This window comes from Microbacterium sp. G2-16M (assembly GCF_055809115.1).
Map to the genome: position 1 here is coordinate 2,945,278 of NZ_CM147897.1, position 16,697 is coordinate 2,961,974.

Consider the following 16,697-nt stretch of genomic DNA (forward strand, 5'->3'; position numbering starts at 1 on the left):
GCCTGTGGTGCCGGCCGACACGCGGTCCCGACGAAGCGGCGTGAGCGATGTCGACGATGCTCGACACTCGTGCGGTGGCGCCGGCCGACCGCTCCGACTACTGGTCGGCGGGCATCGCCGCGCACTTCTTTCCGGTGCGCGTCGAGCCGTTCGACGCCGCCCCGTTCGATGCGCGGCTGAGCGGCGGCGATGTCGGCCCCCTGTTCGTGCGCACGATCAGCGGCAATGCGCATCGCGTCGCTCGCACCCCGCGCTTGGTCGACAGCGGCGACCCGGAGTGCATTCTGCTCTACCTCGTGCGGCAAGGAGCGTGCCGTATCGAGCAGGACGGACGCCGTTGCGAACTGCACCCCGGAGACCTGGGCGCCCACGACACATCGCGGCCCTCGGTCTTCGAAGCGCCCGTCGGATTCGACGTCCTGGTCTTCACGGTGCCCAAATGGCTGCTCGGTCGTGAGGCCCGGGAGGTCGTCGCGCATACGGCCACGCGTGTCGGGGGAGTCGACACGCCGCTGATCCGCCTTGCCCTGCCGCTGCTCTCCGGCATCGCGAAGGCCGCCGACGGCGGCGGGGTCACGGGGCCGGCAGGTGAGGTCGCCGCCGAGATGCTCCTGCCCGTGATCCGCAGCCTGTACGGCGACAGCGAGGGCGATCGGGCGTCATCCCGGTCGGGCCTCCTGCCGCGCATGCGCCGGTACGCACTCGCTCACCTGCATGACCCGCAGCTCGGCCCGGAGCAGATCGCCGAGGCGCACTACGTCTCGGTGCGGTACGTGCACAAGCTCTTCGCCGCGTCGGGCGGTGCGTCGGCATGGATCAGAAGGCAGCGAATGGATGCCGCTGCCGACGAGCTGCGGGCGACGAGTCACCCGGTGTCGCAGATCGCCGGGCACGTCGGCTACGCGGATGCGGCCAGCTTCGCCCGTGCGTTCCGCCGGGAGTTCGGCCGGTCGCCGCGCGAGGTCCGCCGCCGCAGCTGACGGACTCGCACGGCGACCGCGGCGATCAGGCCTGCGGGAATCCTGCCGCGCGCAGCCGGCTGCCCCAGATGCCGGATTTGCCCGGTGCGATGATGCCGTTGGGGTCGAGCGTGTCCTTGAGCGTCTCGTTGAAGCGACGCTGCGCGTGGTCGTTGAACCCGAACTGGTCGGCGGCCAGGTCCATGAACGACAGGTGCGCGCGGTATTCGCCGTAGCCCATCTTGCCGGCGATGGCGACCATGCGCTTCGCGTGGTCGTACGCGCGCTCCACCTGGTCGGGATTCTTGGTGTCGAACGGGATCACGTTGATGAACGTGGTCGAGCGGGCGTTGATCGGCAGCATCCCGCCCAGGTAGTCGAGCCCGGCCTCGTGGCAGAGCCGCTGGAAGAGCTGCTGGGCTTCGCGTGCGTGCTTCGCCGTGAGCGGGATGACCGGCGAGAAATCGACGTGCCCGCCCTCTTCGCCGCCCGACCAGCCCGCCATCTTGTAGAGATCCTGGCTGGGTACGCCGATCTGCACGCGCTCGTGCGGGTTGGGCAGAGTCTCCCACTCGGCGGCGGAGTGCTTCGCGCCGAAAACACTCACGCTCGGGATCGCCTCGAAGCGCTTCTTCAGTTTGGCGAAGTTGTGGTCGACGACGGCCTCGTCGCCGTACAGGGCGAACCGCATCATCCAGCGCCCCAGCCCCAGTTCCTTCGCGATCTTGTCGATGATCTCCTCGGACATCGGCCCGGGCTGGTCGTACCAGTCGGCGCGGGCGGTGAGCATCGACGCCATGCACAGCGTGTTCGACAGCTGCGGGCGCATGTCGATCGTGCCGGCCAGCATCAGCTCGCGCAGCGCGTCCACGACGGCCGGCATCTGGTGGTCGTCCCAGACCTGCAGCCACAGCGGCATGTACACCTCGGGCTTGGGCATGAGCCAGTAGCCCATCTTGGTCACGATGCCGAAGTTCGACTGCATGAACAGCTCGCTGGATGTCGGTCCGAGGCCGCGCTTGTACAGCGGCCAGGTCGGGTTGCCATCCATGGCACCCGACCCCGTCCGCAGCAGGTCGCCGCTCGGGAGCACGACCTCGAAACCGCAGTGCGAGGCCTGGTCGATCGAGTACGGCATATAGGTGAGACCGTGCTCGAGCGTGTTGGAGACGACACCCCCGAACCCGATGTCGACGATGGATGCCACCAGGTCATGGCCGCCCGCTTCGATCGCGTCGTGCAGGTCGTACCAGCTCACCCCGGGCTCGACCATCGCGTAGCCGAGCTCCTCGTTGATCTCGAGCACCTTGTTCATCTCCTTGAACGACAGCATCACGGTGCCGCGCACCTGGGGCGCGGCACCGCCGTAGCCGTTGTTCTTGCCACGGCCGATCGGCCACAGCGGCACGCGGTGCTCGTTGGCGATACGCACGATCGCCTGCACGTCCTCGGTGCTGGTCGGCGAGACGACGGCCGAGGCGAGATTCGTGGCGGTTCCCGGCACCTGGAACGGATCCTGGAACTCGCGGAGCACCGCTTCGTCGGTACTCACCTTGTCGGCTCCGATCGCCGCAACGAAAGCGGCGAGTGCGCGACCGAGGTCGGCCGCGGTGACCCCGGGTGGGGTCGGGTGGCTGTTCGCAGTGCTGGTGGTCATCGGTTTCTCCTTCTCGTCCTCGAGTGGATTGCTCGTGCTGCCGTTGTATCGCCGGTGCCCCCTGTGGTCACTCCGCTGTGCACGCCCGGCATGAGATCGTGCCGGACCTGCACGGTGCGGCGCATCGCGCCCCCCTCGTGCTTGACTCCCGACGACATCCGACGAGAGAGGAATCGACGATGACGACAGGTCGCCTGGAGGGGAAGGTCGTGCTGCTCACCGGCATCGGCAGCGGCATGGGACGCGTGACGGCGCAGCTGTTCGCACGTGAAGGAGCCACACTGGTCGGCTGCGACCTGGACGCCGACGGCGCAGCCGAGACCGCACGCCTGATCGACGCGGCGGGCGGGCGCATCCATTCCACCGCGCCGATCGATCTCGGCGACCGCGGCGCGGTGACGCGCTGGATCGCCGACGCCGTCGAACGGCACGGACGCGTCGACGTGCTCTACAACAACGCGAGTGCACCGCGTTTCGGGCCGTTCGGCGAGCAGGCGGCGGCCGACTACGCGTTCACGATCCGCAACGAGCTCGACATCGTGTGGCACGCCAGCCAGCTGGCCTGGCCCCACCTCGCGGCCTCCCGCGGGGCGATCGTGAACATCGGCTCCGGGGCCGGGCTGCAGGGCGCGCGGGCGCTGCCGCAGGCCGCGCACGCGGCGGCCAAGGGCGGTGTGATGGCCCTCACCCGACAGCTCGCGGCGGAGGGGATCGCCTGCGGCATCCGGGTCAACTCGGTGAGCCCGGGCGTGATGGCGACTCCGCCGATCCTCGCGATGTACGCCGAGCTGGGCGAGGCGGCGCCCGTCGCGCCGATCGTGGCCCGGACGATCGACGGCAAGCCGGGCGACCCGCTCGCCGTCGCCTATGCGGGACTGTATCTGGCCTCGGACGAGGCGGCGTGGGTGACCGGCACGAACATCGTCGTCGACGGGGGCGCCAGCGCGACGATGTAGCGGACGCGCCGCGATCCCGGCAGCCGGACTGGCATTCGATACTGTCCGTATCGTATGCTGTGAGAGTCACAGAAGCCAGGAGGTCTGCAATGAAGCTAGGACGCATCGCCATCGACGGTCCGGACGGGGAGGAGATCCGCGTCGTCGCGGCCGAGCCCGAGCACGATCGGGTCATCGATCTGAAGAGGGCCTACGCGCTGTCGCTGCAGAAGGGGGGCGCGACAGTGGAGGGCGCCCGCCATCTGGCGCACGCCACGTTCCGCGATCTGACGCAGGGCATCTCGGCGGGGGACTTCTTCCTCGATGCGGCTCATCGGGCTCTCGACGCGGCCGACGACGCCGCGCTCGCGATCGCCGACGTGTCGTGGCGAGCGGCGATCAAGCCCCCGGTCATCCGCGACTCGCTCACCTTCAACGGGCACATCAAGAACTTCTTCGGCAACGTCATGAAGACGACCCCGACGCGCGCCGTCTACGAGCGCCCCGGCTATTTCAAGGGCACGACGTCGACGATCTACGGTCATGACGAGACGATCCCGTACCCCGACTTCACCGAGCAGCTCGACTACGAGCTCGAGATCGGCTACGTGGTCGGCAAGCCCGGGCGGAGCCTGACCCCGGAGAACTCCTGGAGCCATGTCTTCGGGATCACCATCTTCAACGACTGGAGCCTGCGCGACGTGCAGAAGCTCGAGTCGCCGATCGGCATGGGCGCCCAGCACTCGAAGGACTTCGCCTACGGCATCGGGCCGTGGATCACCACCCTCGACGAGATCCCCTCGATCATCGGCCTGACCGGCCAGGTGCGCGTGAACGGCGAGGTGTGGTCGAACACGAAGGTCGAGGACTTTATCTGGACTCCGGAGGAGACGATCGCCTACGCCTCGGTGCTCAACGGCATCCAGCCCGGCGACCTCATCGGCTCCGGCACGATGGCCTTCGGCGCGGGCGTCGAGCTCGGCAGGTTCCTGCAGCCGGGAGACACGCTCGAACTCGAGCTCGAGGGCGTCGGCACCCTCCGCAACCGGATCGCGGCCGAGAAGGAGTCCCCGGCATGGTGGCCGACGCCGCAGCCCTTCCCGTTCGAGGAGAACTGACGTGACCGGTCGCAGACCCGTGCGCCGGGTCGTCACCGGCCACGACGATCAGGGGCGCGCCGTCATCCTCTTCGATGATGCGGATGCGCCGAACACGTTCGACTCCGACACCATCCCGGGATTCGGCGCCACGGTCGCGTGGTTCACGCCGGCGGGCGCCGTCGACCACGTGACGGACGGCGATCCGGCGCCGGCCGGCGCGAAGATCGACTTCCCGAGCGTCGGCGAGACGGTGGTGCGCATCGCGGACTTCCCGCCGGACGATGTCTATCCGCGGGATGCCGGTGACGTCGTGTTCGAGGAGATCGGCGCGCAGGACGAGCGGGCGGCCGGTGCGCACAGTGCCGACAAGCACTTCTGGTTCCACCGCACCGAGTCGATCGACTACGCGGTCGTGCTCGAGGGTGAGATCACGCTCCTCGTCGACGAGGGCGAGGCCACGATGAGGGCCGGCGACGTCGCCATCCAGCGCGCCACCGCCCACGCGTGGTCGAACCGGACGGACACGCCGGCGCGCGTGCTGTTCGTGCTGGTCGGGACCGACCCGATCAGCCCGGCCGAGATCGCGATGCGACGCGCGGCGACCCGCGTCGCGGAGTCGGCGTGATCGTCGACGAATCCGCGGCCGACGGCGAGATCATCTGGCGGCCGGATCCGCGCGCGGGTCGGACGCAGACCGAGCGCTTCGCCGACTTCGTCCGGACGCGCGGTGTCGCGCTCGCAGAAGGGTACTCGGCGCTGTGGCAGTGGAGCGTCGATGACCCGGACGCGTTCTGGTCGGCACTGATGGACTTCGCCGGCGTCCGACTGGGCGGCGAGCCGGGTCCGGCGCGCGACGGCGCGCCGATGCCCGCCACGCGCTGGTTCCCCGGCCGCACCCTCAACTTCGCGCGGCACCTCCTGGACGGGCGCGAGGGCGCGGCGCTCATCGCGGTCGCCGAGGACGGCGCCACCGAGGAGATGTCGTTCGCCGACCTGCGCGGGCAGGTCGGCGCGCTCGCCGCACACCTGCGCTCGCTCGGTGTCGTGCCCGGTGACCGCGTGGCGGCCGTGCTGCCGAACGTGCCCGCCGCGGTCGTCGCCTTGCTGGCCACGGCGTCGATCGGTGCCGTCTGGTCGGTGTGCGCACCCGAGTTCGGCCCCGGCGCGCTGGTGTCGCGCTTCCGGCAGCTCGAGCCCACAGTGCTGATCGCCGCGCCCGGTTACCACCTGGCGGGCGCCGACCGCGACCGTCGATCCGAGCTCGCCGACGTGCTCGGCCAGCTGCCGAGCGTACGTCATGTGGTGTGGGTGACCGCGCACACCGATTCCGTCCCGGCGCCCGAGGTGGCCGTTCCCGCCAGCGCGTGGGACGACGTCGTGCGTCGGCCGGTCGATCCGGAGTACCTCGACGTCGAGTTCAGCCATCCCTTGTGGGTGCTCTTCTCCTCGGGGACCACCGGCATCCCCAAGGGCATGGTCCACGGTCACGGCGGCGCGCTGCTGGAGGAGCTGAACCTGCTCCTCTTCGGCGGGGACGTGCGCGCCGGCGACCGCTACTTCTCGGTCGCCTCGACGAGCTGGGTCGTCTGGAACACGCTCGCCAGCGCGATGGGCGTCGGCGCCGTCGCCGTGCTGGTGGACGGCAATCCCACGTTCCCCACGCTCGACCGGGTCTGGGAGGTGGCGGCCGGCACGCGTGCCGCTGTGATCGGGGTCGGTGCCGGATTCATCCATGCCTGCGCCAAGAGCGGCCTCGTGCCGGCGCGCGCGCACGACCTCTCGGCGCTGCGTGCGATCCAGGTGACGGGATCCCCGCTGTCGGCCGACGGGTTCCGCTGGGTCTACCAGAACGTGGGCGACGTCTGGCTCGTGTCGATGAGCGGCGGCACCGACATCATCGGGTGCTTCGTCGGGGGCGCCCCGACCGAGCCGGTGCGGGTCGGCTACATCCAGGCGCCCGCGCTGGGCGTGCGGGTCGAGGCCTGGGATGACTCGGGCAATCCGACGCAGGGCAAGGGCGAACTCGTCGTCACCGAGGCGATGCCGTCGATGCCGCTGCGCTTCTGGGGTGACGACGACGGGTCACGCTACCGTGGGAGCTACTTCGACACGTATCCCGGAGTGTGGCGCCACGGCGACTTCATCGAGATCTCCGACCGAGGAATCCAGATCCTGGGCCGATCGGATTCCACACTGAATCGCAACGGCATCCGTCTCGGCTCCGCAGACATCTACGCGGTCGTCGAGGCGCTGCCCGAGATCGCTGAGGCGATGGTCGTCGGGGCCGAGATCGGTGACGAGGACTACTACCTGCCGCTGTTCGTCAGACTGGGCGAGGGCGTCGACGAGGATGCAGCCCGCACGGCGGTGGTCGCCGCCATCCGCAAGAACCTTTCGGCGCGCTACCTTCCCGACGACATCATCGTGATGCGCGGCATCCCGCACACCCGCACCGGGAAGAAGCTCGAGGTTCCCGTCAAGCGGCTCCTGCAGGGCGCGGCATTGACCGAGGTGGTCGATCTCGGAGCGGTGGACGACGCCGGCCTGCTGCAGGACTATGCGGCCCTGGCCCGGGCGAAGATGGGCGCGTCGGCACGTCGGTGACCGCACCGGGCGTCGGTGGACGTATCGTATCGGATGAGTCGATTCGAAAGGCGGCCCCATGGCGATCCGGAGTGAGCAGAGCAGGCAGGCGATCCTGCACTCGACGATGAAGCTGCTGGACGAGCGGGAACCGGAATCGGTGTCGATCCAGCAGCTGTCGATCGAGCGGATCGCGCGGGACGCCGGCGTGAGCAAGACCACCATCTACCGGTGGTGGCCGAACAAGGCCGCCGTCATCATCGACACGTTCCTCGAGAACCACATCCTGTCGACACCCGTTCGCGAGGACCTCCCGGCTCTCGACGCCCTGCGCGAGCACCTGGCGTCCCTCGCCGCCGTGTATGACGGCTATGAGGGGCGGCTGATGGCGCAGCTCATCGCCGAATGCCAGTACGATCCGGCCACGCTCGAGGAGTTCAAGAAGCACTTCTGGCGCCCGCGTCGCGAGGCCGTCAAGGTCCTCATCACGCGGGGGATCGAAGAGGGATCGATCCGCGGCGACCGGCCCGCCGACGAGCTTGCCGAGCGCATCTACGCCGCGATCTACTTCCGCCTGCTCTTCCAAGAGGGCTCGCTCGACCCGGCGGCGATGTCGGCTTCGTTCGAGCTCGCGCTCGAGGGCATCGCCGCGCGCTGACCCGCGCCCGCGGCGCCGATCAGAACCGGTCGGGCGACGGGGTGCCGTGGCCATAGCGGATCACGACGTCGGCGTGCCGGTCGAAGCGGTAGCCGACGCCGCGCACCGTGCGCACGACATCCTCGTACCGTCCGAGCTTGGCGCGCAGTCGCCGCACGTGCACGTCGATCGTGCGCTCGCCGGGGGCGTCCTGTTCGGTCGCGCTCTGCCAGAGCGACGAGACCAGCTCGGTCCGCTCGATCGTGCGACCCTCGCGCAGCACGAGATACTGCAGCAGCTCGAACTCCTTGAAGGTGAGCGCGGCCGACTCGCCGTCGATGACGACGCGCTTGCGCGAGATGTCGACCACGACGCCGCCGGGCACCGTCTCGGGCTCGGGGTCGGGCTCGGGCTTGGTGCGGGCCACGGCGCTCGGCTCGTGCAGCGCGAGGCGGACGACGTCCACATCCCGGCCGCCGGCGCCGACCGGGGCGAGGGCGACGGTCGCGTAGGTCTCGGCCTCGGGCGCGACCTCGGCGAGGGTGCGACGCAGCGCGTCGACGATGGTGCCGAGCGACACTCCGGATGCGGCGGCCTTGATCTCGTCGAACCCGACATACAGTGCGAAGCCGCGCGGCGTGGTCCCCGGGGGCAGGTTGCGGTCGGCGGTCGCGGCCGGAGCGGGAGCGGTGTCGGGGATGTCGGCGACGAGGCGGAGGGCGGGTCGGGTGGAACTCGTGGCGGTGGGGCGCTCGAGGAGGGCGGTGTTCGACATGGGATGACGTCCTTGACGGAAGAGACCTGCCGGTCGGCGATGCGATCGGCGGCGTGTGCGGTTGTGCTGCGATGACGGCCCGAAGCGGGCCGGGGCGAGGCATCCTTGCGCGGAGTGCGCCGAGGTGCTCGGGGGCTCAAGCAGCGCGGCCTTCGAGGATGGGAAGGCGGCGTGTGCGAGCCCGGCGGGGTTACCGGCTCAGCGGCACATTCGACAACACAGGACAACGCGGCCGGGCATCATGATGCCGGCAGTTCCGTTCGCCTCCCGGGCGGACAGAGAACGGGCGTTGTGAGTCATGTCGCTGATTATGACGGAATGCGTCCGCAGGTGTCAAATCGCTCGGATCCCGTCCCAGCCGCGCGTCGAAATGTGACAGATTGCTCAACCGGGCGATGGCAGTGTCGTCCGAGCGCCGAGAGGGCCGACCCGGCTGGCAGACTGTCCCCTCGTGAAGGTGCACATCGTCGGGACATCGGGCTCCGGAAAGTCGCGCCTGGCCGCGCGCGTGGCCGAGGCTCTCGGCGTGCCGCGACTCGAGCTGGATGCCGTGTTCTGGGATGCGGACTGGACTCTCCGCGACCTCGACGAGGCGCATCGGATGATCCCCGACTTCGTCCGTGCGCACCCGGACGGCTGGGTGATGGACGGCAACTGGGCGTCGCGGCTGGGCGACGTGCTCGACCCGCCCCACGAACCCGACGTCATCGTCTGGATCGACCACTCGCGCCTGCGGACCGTCGGCCGGGTGATGCGGCGCACCGCGCGCCGCGGGATCCTGCGCGAAGAGCTGTGGCACGGCAACCACGAGCGACCCTCGTCGTGGCTGCGCCGCGACCCCGAGGAGAACATCGTGCTGTGGTCATGGACGCAGCATCCGGTCGCCCGCGCGCGGATGGAGCAGCGCCTGGCCGACGGCGAGCCGATCGTGCGGCTGCGCGGTCAGCGGGCAGTGGATGCCTGGGTTCGGGCGATCCATGGCGCCGCCGACGTCGCACGGGGTTAGCCTGGCGATGTGGATGAGCTCATCTTCGCGAAGGAACCCGAAGCCTCGCGCTACACACTGCACCGTGGCGAGGATCTCGTCAGCGTGCTGGACTACCGCGACGACGGCCGCACCGTCGCCATGACCCGCGCCTACACCGTGCCGCCGTTCCGCGGCCACGGCTACGCCGGTGAACTCGTGGACCGCGCGGTGGCCGACCTCGAAGCCGACGGCGACCGGACCATCCGGCCGGTGTGCTGGTATGTCGCCGACTGGTTCACCGCGAACCCGGCGCACCGCGGCATCCTGGCGTCGTCGACGACGCAGCGCTCAGCGTCCTGAGACGAACGCGGATCCGCGCGGCCGCGGAACGCGATGACGGATGCCTCGGCCTGCCGCGATCGCGATGTCGGAGGGCGCCCGTACCGTGGGGGACATGCGCATCCTGCACACCTCGGACTGGCACATCGGGCGGACCTTCCACGGCAGCTCGACGCTGACGGCGCTGCGCGGCGTGCTCGACGCGCTGGTCGTCGAGGTGCGGGACCGCGAGGTCGACGTCGTCGTGGTGGCCGGCGACGTGTTCGACTCCGCCGCCCCCGCCGCCGACTGCTACACGCTGCTCACCGACACGCTGGTCGCGCTGTGCGACACCGGTGCGCGCGTCGTCGTCACCAGCGGCAACCACGACTCGGCGGCCCGGCTCGGCTTCCAGGCGAAGCTGCTGCGCGACGGCATCCACGTCCTGACCGATCCGACCGCGATCGCGACGCCGATCACGATCGACGACGAGCACGGCCCCGTCCACTTCTACGGGATCCCGTACCTCGAACCCGCCCTCGTGCGCCGCCAGTGGCCGGGTGTGCGCAGCCAGGCGCAGGCGCTGTCCCGCGCGATGGACCTGGTGCGCGCCGACGCCGCCGTGCGCGGCGGCCGGCACGTGGTCGCCGCGCACTGCTTCGCCGCGGGCGTCGAGGCGACGCCGCAGCTCGAGCGCGACATCCAGCAGGGCGGCCTCGACGTCGTGCCGCTGTCGGTGTTCGACGGGCCGGACTACACCGCGCTCGGGCACATCCACGGGCGCAACGTGCTCAGCGAGCGGGTCCGCTACGCGGGCGCCCCGCTGCACTACAGCTTCGGCGAGCGCGACAAGCCGCGGGGGGCGTGGCTGGTCGAGCTGGATGTCGCGGGCCTGGCCCAGGTCGAGTGGGTCGATCTGCCGGTGCCCCGGGCGCTGACGGTGATCAGCGGGCCGCTGGACGAGCTGCTCACCGCGGCGCGATTCGCCGACGCCGAAGGGGACTGGGTCAGCGCCCGCTACACCGACACGGCCGCGCAGCCGGATCCGATGCGGCGCCTGCAGCAGCGCTTCCCCCACTGCGCCGAGGTGCGGCATGCGCCGGAGCGCAGCGCACCGGCCGATTCCCGGTCGTTCGCGGCGCGCGTGAAGGCCGCCGAGTCCGAGACCGAGCTGGTCGAGGCGTTCCTCGCTCACGTCCGCAACGGCGAAGGCGCCGACGAGGCCGAGACCGACCTGATCCGCGATGTGCTGGACGAGCACGTGGCGGCAGAGGTGACGGCATGAAGCTGCACCGGCTCGAGCTCGAGGGGTTCGGCCCGTTCCTGCAGCACCAGAGCGTCGACTTCGACGCGTTCGACGACGACGGCATCTTCCTCATCGCCGGGCGCACCGGCGCCGGCAAGTCCAGCATCCTGGACGGCGTCGGATTCGCCCTCTACGGCGGGGTGCCGCGGTACGACGGAGGTGCGAAGCGGCTGCGCAGCGACCACTGCCGCCCCGAAGACCGGACCGAGGTGCGGCTGGAGTTCACCGTCGCCGATCGGCGATGGCGGGTGACCCGGTCGCCCGAGTACGAGCGGCCGAAGAAGAACGGCACCGGCACCACCACCGAGGACCACCGGGCGCTGGTGGAAGAGCTCGTGGACGGCGAATGGGTGGGGCGAGCGGCGAAGCCGCGCGAGGCCGGCGAGCTGCTCGGCGAGATCATCGGACTGAACCGCGAGCAGTTCCAGCAGGTGATCCTGCTCGCCCAGAATCGGTTCGCCGAGTTCCTGCTCGCGCGCAACGACGATCGGCAGGCCCTGCTGCGGACGCTGTTCGGCTCGCGTCGCTACCAGGACTACGAGAGCGCCCTCGAGCAGCGTCGCAAGGATGCCGAAGCGGCCGTGGCGACGGGGCTCCGCGGCGTCGAGGCCGTGCTCGACGAGGCCGACCGGGTGATCGCCGAGCACGACTTCGGCGCGGACGACGACCCGGCCGCGACCGTCCCGGACCGCCTCCTCGGAATCGAGCGGGCCACCGAGCGGGGCCGGTACCGGATCGAGGTGCTCGACACCGAGCGGGCCTCGGCCCTGGCCGCACGGGATGCCGCGCTGACCGCCCACCACGAGCTGCAGCGCCTGCACGAACGGGTGGCCGCCCGGATCGCCGCCCGTGCCGCGCTGTCCGCGCTGGAGGAGCGCGCCGACGAGATCGCGACTGCACGCCGCACGCTCGCGGACGCGCGCCGTGCCGAGGCCCTGCGCGCTCCGCTCGAGACCGCGGCCGAGGCCGAGGCGGCGGTCGCCGCGCACCGCGATGCCGAGGCGTCCGCGCGCTCCGCCTGGTTGGACAGCTGGGTGAACAGCAGGGTGGACGGCAGGGGCGACACCGCCGACGACGTGGACCGCGGCGCCGACGAGGCGTCCCTCGCCGCCGCGATCGACGAGCTGACCGGCGCACTGGCCGTGTGGCACACCGCACACGCGCACGAGACCGCGCTGTCCGAGCTGCGCACCACGCTGGCCGCGCGCGAGGCGGACGCCGCGGCGGCAGCCGAGCGGATCGTCGCGCTGGAGGCGCTGCGCGCACAGCTGCCCGCCCGGCGGGCAGAGCTCGAGACCGCGCGGCGGACGCAGGCCGCGACGGCTGCGACCGTGGAGGATGCGCGCACCGCCGTCGCCGATGCCGGGGCGCGCCTGTCCGCGGCGCTCGACGCGAAGGCGCGCGACGACGAGCGCGCGGTGGCCGAGAGGCGCCGGCTGGCCGCCGAGGACGACGCCGTGACGGCGGCCGCCGCCTACACCGCGCTCCTGCGCCGCCGGGTCGAGGAGCGCGCCGGCGAACTGGCCGCCGGACTCGCCGAAGACGAGCCCTGCCCGGTCTGCGGCTCGCGGGAGCATCCCGAGCCCGCGCCGGCCGCGGACGCGCCGGTGACCGACGACCAGCTCGCCGCCGCCGAACGAGACAAGGATGCCGCGCAGCGGCGCGCCCGCGAGGCCGCCGAGGCGTACGCCGCCGCCCGCACCGCCCATGCGGGGGCGGCCGGCCGCGCGGCCGGAATGGATGCGGCGGCCGCCCAGGCCGCCCACGACGAGGCGCGCGAGCGGCTCGCGGCGGCCGAGGCCGCCGTCCGCGTCCGCGAGTCGCTGGACGCCGATCGTGCCCGGCTGGACGAAGAGGACGCCCGCACCGCGGACGAGCTCACCGAGCTGGGTCGCCGCCAGGTTGCCCGGGGCGAAGAGATCGCCGCCCTGCGGGAACGGGCGACGGCCGCGATCACGGCGGTGGACGCTGCCCGGGGCGACTTCGCCACGGTGGCCGAGCGCATCGCGGACGGCGAGCGCCGCCGCACGGCTGCCGTGAGCCTGCAGGAGGCCCTCGTCGCGCGTGCCGCGGCCGAGACCGCGGCCCGCACCGCCGCCGCCGACCGGGACCGGCGGGTCGCGGCATCCGCCTTCGCCGACCCCGCCGCAGCCCGCGAGGCGCTGCGCGACGACACCGAGCGGCAGGTGCTGGAAGAGACGATCGGCGCGCACGACAAGAGCATCGACGTGCAGCGGGCGCGCCTGATGGACCTCGAGATGGAGCTGGCCGGCATCCCCGACCCGCTGCCCGCACTGGACGACAGTGCGGCCACGCTGGCCGCCGCACGGGAGCGCGCCGATACGGCGGCCACCGCGGCGGCCGCCGTCGAGCACGCCGTGCGCACGCTCGGCGGCCTGCAGGAGCGTGCACGCCGGGGGCACGAAGCCATCGCCGACCTCGAGCAGCGGCACCGGCTGATCGCCGGGGTGGCGCATGCCGTCGCCGGACGCAACGATCGCAAGATGGACCTGGAGACGTTCGTGCTGGCCGCCGAGCTCGAGCAGATCGTGGACGCCGCCAACCTGCGGCTGGACGAGATGTCGTCCGGCCGGTACCGCCTGCAGCACACGGACGCGCTGGCCGCACGCAATGCCGCCAGCGGCCTGGGTCTTCAGGTCATGGACGCGTACACCGGGCAGGCCCGGCCCGCGCAATCCCTGTCCGGCGGCGAGACGTTCCTGGCCTCGCTGGCCCTGGCACTCGGGCTGGCCGAGGTCGTCACCTCACGGGCCGGCGGCATCCGCCTGGACACGCTGTTCATCGACGAGGGGTTCGGATCGCTCGATCCCGAGACGCTCGAACTGGCGATGCGCACCCTGGACGAGCTGCGCCAGGGGGGCCGCACCGTCGGGGTGATCAGCCACGTCGAGGCGATGAAGGAGCAGCTGCCCGCGCAGCTGGTGGTCGAAGCGGCCGCCCACGGGCCGAGCACGGTCCGTCAGACCGCGCTCGACCCGGTGTGAGCTGCTACTTGACGAGGTACTGCTGGGCCGACGCGAGCACGGCGTGCATGAACTGCTCCGCCTGCTCCTCGGTCACGGCGCCCTGGCTGGAATCGACCATGGACTGCGCCTCGGTCGAGATTGCATCCTCGCCCAGCGCGTCATACGCCTGGAGCATCGCGGTGCCGATGAGCACGAGCGTGTCGTCCGCGTAGAGCTGGTCGATCTGGTCATCGGTGGCACCCGGCTGGATCTGCGTGACGAGATCGCGGATCTTCGGCCGCACGTCCTCGACGTACGCGGCCTCGTCGTAGGTGCCTGCGGCGCCGTCGGTGCCGTCGGTCGTCTCCGAGTCGGTGGCGTCGTCCGAGGCCTGCGCCGACGGAACCGATCCCGAGCTCGAGTCGGACAGCGACGAGTTCGCGGCCAGCCCGATCCACAGCAGCGAGACGGTGAGCGCGATCGCGAACACCACTCCGCCGACGATCGAGACGATCAGCCCGGCGATGCCGAAGCCCTTGCCGCCCTGTGCCTTGCTGGCCAGCGCGACGATCGACAGGATGAACGCGGCAAGCAGCAGCACGCCGCCGATGATCGCGAAGATCACGCCGACGAACGGCACGAAGCCGACGAACGTGACCAGCAGGCCGATGACCGCCAGGACCAGCCCGACGATCGCGAGCACCTTGGGCCGTCCATCCGGCTGCCGCGGCGCAGGCGCGCCGCCCTGCGGGTAGCCGGCCGGCGGGTAGCCGCCCTGGGCCGGGGGCGGATAGGCGCCGGCCTGCGCCGGGGCCGCCGGGGCGACGGGTCCGGCGGCGGTGGGACCTCCGCTCGGCGCCGGCGGAACCGGAGGCACCGGGGGCAGCGGATTGCCGGACGGGTCAAGGGGAGTGGTCAAGAGAGTCCTCCAAAGGACGTCGGTGTCCGATCAGCCTAACGAATTCTCTGCGGCGCCTATGAATGCGGCGCCGAGGGAGGCTGCACGTCCCGTGCCGACAGCGACACCGGGCGGACCAGGACGTGTCGCCGGTCGCGCACCCACCGCAGCCGATCGGCGCGGAACTGTGCCCGCGTCGCGAACCGATAGCGATACTCCACCACGCGCACCCAGCGGGGGCGGGCGCCGTCGAACGGATCGGAGTCCAGCAGCCGGAGGGTGGCCGGGTCCGCCTCGAGCAGGCGGATCAGCAGGGCCTGGAACCAGTCCTCCAGCGACCGGCCCAGTGGCAGGAACCACATCAGCCAATCCAGCCGCAGATGGTAGGGCGCCACCTGGCGGGGCAGGCGCCGCAGCGAGCCGGGCTTGCCTTTGAACTCGTACTCGGACCAGGCCGCGGCATCCGGGTCTTCGTCTCGCGTGCCCTCGATGATGTACTCGATCCGCACCCTGGTCACCGTCCCGAACGCCCCGTAGGCGTTGGCCAGCTGCCACCGGTTGAAGCTCGCGTTCATCAGCTGCCGCTTCGCCACGAGGTTGCGCGCCGGCCACCAGCTGAGCACGAGGTACAGCAGGAACACGGCGGACGTGACGGCCACCCAGTACACCGGCATGTCGTCCGGCGCCCACCAGTCCGTCCCGTTCGCGCCGGCCGCCGCGTCCCCCCGGTGCAGGCCGTAGCCCGAGAACGCGAGCACGACCGTCGCCCAGTTCAGCCAGGCGAAGTTGCCGGTGGCCACGAGCCACAGCTGGGTGGCGATGACGATGGATGCCGCGACCGCCCCCACGATCGTCGGCACCGGACCCGGCAGCCAGAGCCCGAGGACCGGGGCGAACAGGAACCACGGCACCACGAGCTGCGCGAAATGGTTGCCGAGCACCTCGCCGCGATGGAACCAGCGCGGCAGCAGGTGCGCCCGCCGGCTGAGCGGCCCCGGCATCGGCTGCGTCTCGTGGTGGTAGGTCAGCGCGGTCAGGTCGCGCCACTCCCGCCCGCCGCGGATCTTGATCATCCCGGCGCCGAACTCCAGCCGGAACACCAGCCACCACATCAGCACGATCACCGTCGTGGGCGGCGGCTGGGTGCTCGAGCCGAGGAATGCGGCCAGGAATCCCGCCTCCAGCAGCAGCATCTCCCAGCCGAAGCCGTAGAACGTCTGCCCGATCGAGACCACCGACATGTACCCGAGCCACAGGGCCAGGAAGCACAGCATGGGCACCCACGGCGGGGCCAGCTGCGGCACGCCGACCACCAGCAGCGCCGCGACCGCCATCCCGCACCAGCACAGCGCGGCCAGCCGCCGATCGGTGTACCGCCAGCGCCGGAACAGCGTCGGGCGCAGCATCCGCCCCGCCCGCGCCGACGAGCGGGCCCAGTCCAGCAGCTGCGGTGCCGGCAGCAGCCCGTGCTCGCCGAGCAGCGCCGGGAACTGGTTGCGAGTGGACAGGAATGCGATCAGGTAGAGCGCCGCGATGCCGCGCTGCAGCACCTCGCGTGCGAAGCCGAAATCGACCGCGGCGAATCCGTCCATCGGC

14 protein-coding genes are annotated in these 16,697 nt (G+C 71.3%); 10 read left to right on the top strand and 4 right to left on the bottom strand.

Annotated elements, in window-relative coordinates; translation table 11 throughout:
* Positions 1-56 precede the first annotated feature (56 nt).
* On the top strand, positions 57-980 hold the full coding sequence (locus AC0L6F_RS13880; protein ID WP_274637179.1) for an AraC-like ligand-binding domain-containing protein: 924 nt from the start codon (positions 57-59) through the stop codon (positions 978-980).
* A gap of 25 nt (positions 981-1,005) precedes the next feature.
* Here the strand turns inward: AC0L6F_RS13880 and AC0L6F_RS13885 are convergent, their stop codons facing one another.
* A complete protein-coding gene (locus tag AC0L6F_RS13885) occupies positions 1,006-2,616 on the bottom strand; it encodes an FAD-binding oxidoreductase (RefSeq protein WP_274637180.1) in 1,611 nt (536 codons plus the stop codon).
* Between the two features lie 179 nt (positions 2,617-2,795).
* Here AC0L6F_RS13885 and AC0L6F_RS13890 point away from each other — a divergent pair, with 179 nt between their 5' ends.
* The 5 genes from AC0L6F_RS13890 to AC0L6F_RS13910 all read left to right on the top strand — a co-directional run bounded on the left by AC0L6F_RS13890 (position 2,796) and on the right by AC0L6F_RS13910 (position 7,892).
* A complete protein-coding gene (locus AC0L6F_RS13890) occupies positions 2,796-3,572 on the top strand; it encodes an SDR family oxidoreductase (RefSeq protein WP_274637181.1) in 777 nt (258 codons plus the stop codon).
* Positions 3,573-3,661: 89 nt separating this feature from the next.
* Positions 3,662-4,669: a fumarylacetoacetate hydrolase family protein gene (locus tag AC0L6F_RS13895; RefSeq protein WP_274637182.1), complete on the top strand. Its 1,008-nt coding sequence runs from the start codon at positions 3,662-3,664 to the stop codon at positions 4,667-4,669.
* A gap of 1 nt (position 4,670) precedes the next feature.
* Positions 4,671-5,276 carry a cupin domain-containing protein gene (locus AC0L6F_RS13900; protein ID WP_274637183.1) on the top strand — a complete coding sequence of 202 codons (606 nt, stop codon included), beginning with the start codon at positions 4,671-4,673 and terminating at the stop codon, positions 5,274-5,276.
* Positions 5,273-7,255 carry an acetoacetate--CoA ligase gene (locus AC0L6F_RS13905; RefSeq protein ID WP_274637184.1) on the top strand — a complete coding sequence of 661 codons (1,983 nt, stop codon included), beginning with the start codon at positions 5,273-5,275 and terminating at the stop codon, positions 7,253-7,255. Before AC0L6F_RS13900 ends, AC0L6F_RS13905 begins: the two co-directional genes overlap by 4 nt.
* Before the next feature lie 58 nt (positions 7,256-7,313).
* Positions 7,314-7,892, top strand: coding sequence for a TetR/AcrR family transcriptional regulator (locus AC0L6F_RS13910; protein ID WP_274637185.1), 579 nt, complete (start codon positions 7,314-7,316; stop codon positions 7,890-7,892).
* Positions 7,893-7,911: 19 nt separating this feature from the next.
* Here the strand turns inward: AC0L6F_RS13910 and AC0L6F_RS13915 are convergent, their stop codons facing one another.
* The gene (locus tag AC0L6F_RS13915; RefSeq protein WP_274637186.1) at positions 7,912-8,646 is read right to left on the bottom strand and encodes a winged helix-turn-helix domain-containing protein; all 735 of its coding nucleotides are present in this window, start codon (positions 8,644-8,646) and stop codon (positions 7,912-7,914) included.
* 451 nt (positions 8,647-9,097) lie between these two features.
* On the opposite strand from AC0L6F_RS13915, the gene AC0L6F_RS13920 reads away from it, so the two are divergent.
* The 4 genes from AC0L6F_RS13920 to AC0L6F_RS13935 all read left to right on the top strand — a co-directional run bounded on the left by AC0L6F_RS13920 (position 9,098) and on the right by AC0L6F_RS13935 (position 14,242).
* Positions 9,098-9,652, top strand: coding sequence for a P-loop NTPase family protein (locus AC0L6F_RS13920; RefSeq protein ID WP_274637187.1), 555 nt, complete (start codon positions 9,098-9,100; stop codon positions 9,650-9,652).
* A gap of 9 nt (positions 9,653-9,661) precedes the next feature.
* Positions 9,662-9,973 (top strand): GNAT family N-acetyltransferase, encoded by a 312-nt coding sequence (locus AC0L6F_RS13925; protein ID WP_274637188.1) that lies wholly within the window; start codon positions 9,662-9,664, stop codon positions 9,971-9,973.
* A gap of 94 nt (positions 9,974-10,067) precedes the next feature.
* Positions 10,068-11,216, top strand: a complete 1,149-nt coding sequence (locus AC0L6F_RS13930; RefSeq protein WP_274637189.1) for an exonuclease SbcCD subunit D — start codon at positions 10,068-10,070, stop codon at positions 11,214-11,216.
* The gene (locus AC0L6F_RS13935) at positions 11,213-14,242 is read left to right on the top strand and encodes an AAA family ATPase (RefSeq protein ID WP_473538355.1); all 3,030 of its coding nucleotides are present in this window, start codon (positions 11,213-11,215) and stop codon (positions 14,240-14,242) included. The genes AC0L6F_RS13930 and AC0L6F_RS13935 overlap by 4 nt, the downstream gene beginning before the upstream one ends.
* A gap of 4 nt (positions 14,243-14,246) precedes the next feature.
* On the opposite strand, the gene AC0L6F_RS13940 is transcribed toward AC0L6F_RS13935, so the two are convergent.
* On the bottom strand, positions 14,247-15,122 hold the full coding sequence (locus AC0L6F_RS13940; protein WP_473538356.1) for a hypothetical protein: 876 nt from the start codon (positions 15,120-15,122) through the stop codon (positions 14,247-14,249).
* 56 nt (positions 15,123-15,178) lie between these two features.
* Positions 15,179-16,693: a lipase maturation factor family protein gene (locus AC0L6F_RS13945; protein WP_473538357.1), complete on the bottom strand. Its 1,515-nt coding sequence runs from the start codon at positions 16,691-16,693 to the stop codon at positions 15,179-15,181.
* Between the last annotated feature and the right edge of the window lie 4 nt (positions 16,694-16,697).